The 2,811-nt window shown below is 67.7% G+C and carries 3 protein-coding genes and 1 pseudogene; 3 read left to right on the top strand and 1 reads right to left on the bottom strand.

All coding sequences use genetic code 11. From position 1 onward, the window contains the following. The 3 genes and pseudogenes from SRB17_RS45160 to SRB17_RS45150 all read left to right on the top strand — a co-directional run. A pseudogene (locus tag SRB17_RS45160) lies at positions 1–130 on the top strand (transposase); the annotation flags it as partial. Positions 131–587: 457 nt separating this feature from the next. Beyond that, on the top strand, positions 588–1,814 hold the full coding sequence (locus tag SRB17_RS45155) for an IS110 family transposase (RefSeq protein WP_153548044.1): 1,227 nt from the start codon (positions 588–590) through the stop codon (positions 1,812–1,814). Between the two features lie 129 nt (positions 1,815–1,943). Beyond that, a complete protein-coding gene (locus SRB17_RS45150) occupies positions 1,944–2,447 on the top strand; it encodes an IS5 family transposase (protein ID WP_194294381.1) in 504 nt (167 codons plus the stop codon). Here SRB17_RS45150 and SRB17_RS45145 read toward each other — a convergent pair. Beyond that, a complete protein-coding gene (locus SRB17_RS45145; protein WP_153548040.1) occupies positions 2,428–2,730 on the bottom strand; it encodes a hypothetical protein in 303 nt (100 codons plus the stop codon). The two genes, SRB17_RS45150 and SRB17_RS45145, sit on opposite strands and share 20 nt — an antisense overlap. Between the last annotated feature and the right edge of the window lie 81 nt (positions 2,731–2,811).

Here is a 2,811-nt window from a genome sequence, read left to right as displayed (position 1 = left end):
GCCTGAGCGCTCGCCCGGGCCCAAGCCAGTGCCCGACCGGCTGTGCCTGCAGGGCATCCTGTTCGTGCTCTACACGGGGATCCCGTGGCAGCAGTTGCCGTTGGAGCTGGGCTTCGGCTCCGGTCAGACCTAATCCCTTGTTAAGGACGTTCCGTCGGGGCGGTTGATCCCGGGGATGTTCGAGTGCCGGATCGTGACATCTAGTGGCTGCCGGGCGGGCAACGCCTCGCTTTAGACAGGTGCACGGCCGGGTTGACGTCCGGCGGCTATGTACGGATGCCTTGGTCAGACCGGGCCTTGATGCCTCCCAGCAGATCGGCAGCGTTCGGGACCGCTGGACGTCAACACCCATTGCTTGATCACTCGTTGGTGTTGGTGGTGCGAGCCTGCCGCATGGTGACTCCTTGATGAGCCCGAGCCGTCTGAGCTCCCGCGGAGACCGGGGCCCGTGGGGTGCGCTGGTGCCACGAACGGCTAGTGAGGTGGAGGCACATCTGCATGGCGGTGATGCCTGGGATTAGGTCGCTCGCGTGGCCCGCATGCGCTCGTGACCAGCGCAAACACCTGCACATCGGGAGGGAACTACCTTGATCTACTGTGGCATCGACTGGGCAGAACGCAGTCACGATGTCGCCCTGGTCGACGACACCGGCGCGCTCGTGGCCAAGCGGCACATCACCGACGATGCAGCTGGCTACAAGCTTCTGCTGGACCTGCTCGCCGAGCACGGCGACACCGAGGAGAACCCGATCCCAGTGGCGATCGAGACCTCCCGTGGCCTGCTGGTCGCCGTCCTGCGGATCGGGAAGCGGAAGGTGTACGCGATCAACCCGATGGCCGCGGCCCGCTACCGCGACCGGCACAGCGTCTCGCGCAAGAAGTCCGACCCTGGCGACGCCCTGGTCCTGGCGAACATCCTGCGCACCGACATGCACGCCCACCGGCCGCTGCCGGATGACTCAGACCTCGGGCGCGCAATCGCCGTCTTAGCCCGCGCCCAGCAGGACTCGCTCTGGAACCGGCAGCAGCTCGCCAACCAGCTCCGTTCCCTGCTGCGGGAGTACTATCCGGCCGCCTTGGACGCCTTCGCCACCTGGGCCAACGGTCTGTGCCGTCCCGAGGCCCGTGAACTCCTGAAGGCCGCCCCGACCCCGACCCGGGCCGCACGGCTGACCCGCAATCAGCTCCAGGCCGCCCTGAAGCGAGCCGGCCGCAAGCGTGGCATCGAGGCAGAATCCGACCGCCTGCGCGACGTCTTCCGCGCCGACTGGGCCCACCAGCCTTCGATGGTCGAGGAGGCGCTAGGCAAGCAGATGCTCGCCCTCCTCGTCCAGCTGGAAGCCGCCTGCACCGCCGCCGATGACCTGGCGAAGGCGGTGGAAGGGGCGTTCCCTCAGCACCCGGACGCCGAGATCCTGCTGAGCTTCCCCGGGCTCGGCATCCAGCTCGCCGCCCGGATCCTGGCTGAGATCGGGGACGACCACACCCGCTTCGCCGACGCCCGCGGACTCAAGGCGTACGCAGGCTCCTCGCCCGTCACCAGAGCCTCGGGCAAGAAGTCGTCGATCACCAGGCGCTGGGTGAAGAACGACCGGCTCAACCACGCGGGGTATCTCTGGGCCTTCGCCTCGCTCCGGGCCTGCGAGGGGGCCAACGCCCACTACCGCCGACGACGCGAGATCGGCGACTGGCACGCGGCCGCCCAACGCAACCTCTTCAACCGCATGATCGGCCAGCTCTATCACTGCCTCCAGCACCGCAAGCTGTTCGACGAGCAGACCGCCTTCCCTGCCGAACTCGCCGCCGCAGCTTGACGCGTTGGCATCGTGAGGTGTCTGCTGGAGGCGTCTGGAGCGCTGGCAGGAATCCGGGGTCTTCGACCAGCTGCACCGGATACTGCTCGCGGAGCTGAACGCGGCTGGCGAGCTGGACTGGAGTCGCGCGTGCGTGGACGCCTCCCACGTGCGCGTGAAAAAGGGGGTGCCGCGACGGGCCCGTCGCCGGTCGATCGGCGCGAGACCGGCAGCAAGCACCACCTGATCACCGACGGTGCGGGCATCCCGCTCAAGGTGATCACCACGGCGGCCAACGTCAACGACGTTACCCAGACCCTTGCCCTGGTCGACGGCGTCCCATCGGTCGCCGGCAGAGTCGGTCACCCTCGCAAGCGTCCCGAGGCCCTGCTCGGCGACAAGGGCTACGACAGCAACCCCAACCGGCACGAGCTGCGTCGACGCGGGATCCTGCCGGTCATCTCCCGCAAGGGTCAGCCCGACATCCAGGGCCTGGGCAGACTCCGCTACGTGGTGGAGCAGACCTTCGCCCTGCTCCACCAGTTCAAGCGCCTCGCGGTCCGCTGGGAGCGACGTCTCGACCTGCACGAAGCCCTCGTTTCACTCGCCTGCGGCCTCATCTGCTGGCGTCGCCTCAGGCGGCCTGCTCCGTAGGCTCGTAGGCCGTGAGAGCCAGACGCTCGCCGTCCCCGGCCCTCAAGGCATTGACCAGGATCTGGCTGCCCTCATCGAAGCGCAGGGTGAAGACCGGATCGAGATCCATCAGGAGGTCGAAGACCTCGCGATGCTCGTCCGACAGGTGCTCAGGGCCGAGCTCCGCGTCGCAGGCCCAGTTGCCGTCCGCGACGCGGACAGATACTTGGACGTCGAACTCGCCCAGGCACGTGGACCCATTGGCCCACCACTCCAGTGTCGCCGCGCCTTGATAGCTGTCCATCGTCCAAGTATCGCCGCCGACCGGGTGTGCGAGAACGGGGTGGCGCAAGACAGCGGCAAGATCGTGTTACGAGCTCTAAGC

The sequence above is a fragment of the Streptomyces sp. RB17 genome, assembly GCF_009604455.1.
Lineage (GTDB): Bacteria > Actinomycetota > Actinomycetes > Streptomycetales > Streptomycetaceae > Streptomyces.
Note: the sequence above shows the minus strand (reverse complement) of the source record. Positions and strands in the feature narration are given on the sequence as shown.

Bases quoted from the DNA above. Each gene is read 5' to 3' on its own strand.
- SRB17_RS45145 (WP_153548040.1), bottom strand. From the start codon at position 2,730: ATGGACAGCTATCAAGGCGCGGCGACACTGGAGTGGTGGGCCAATGGG.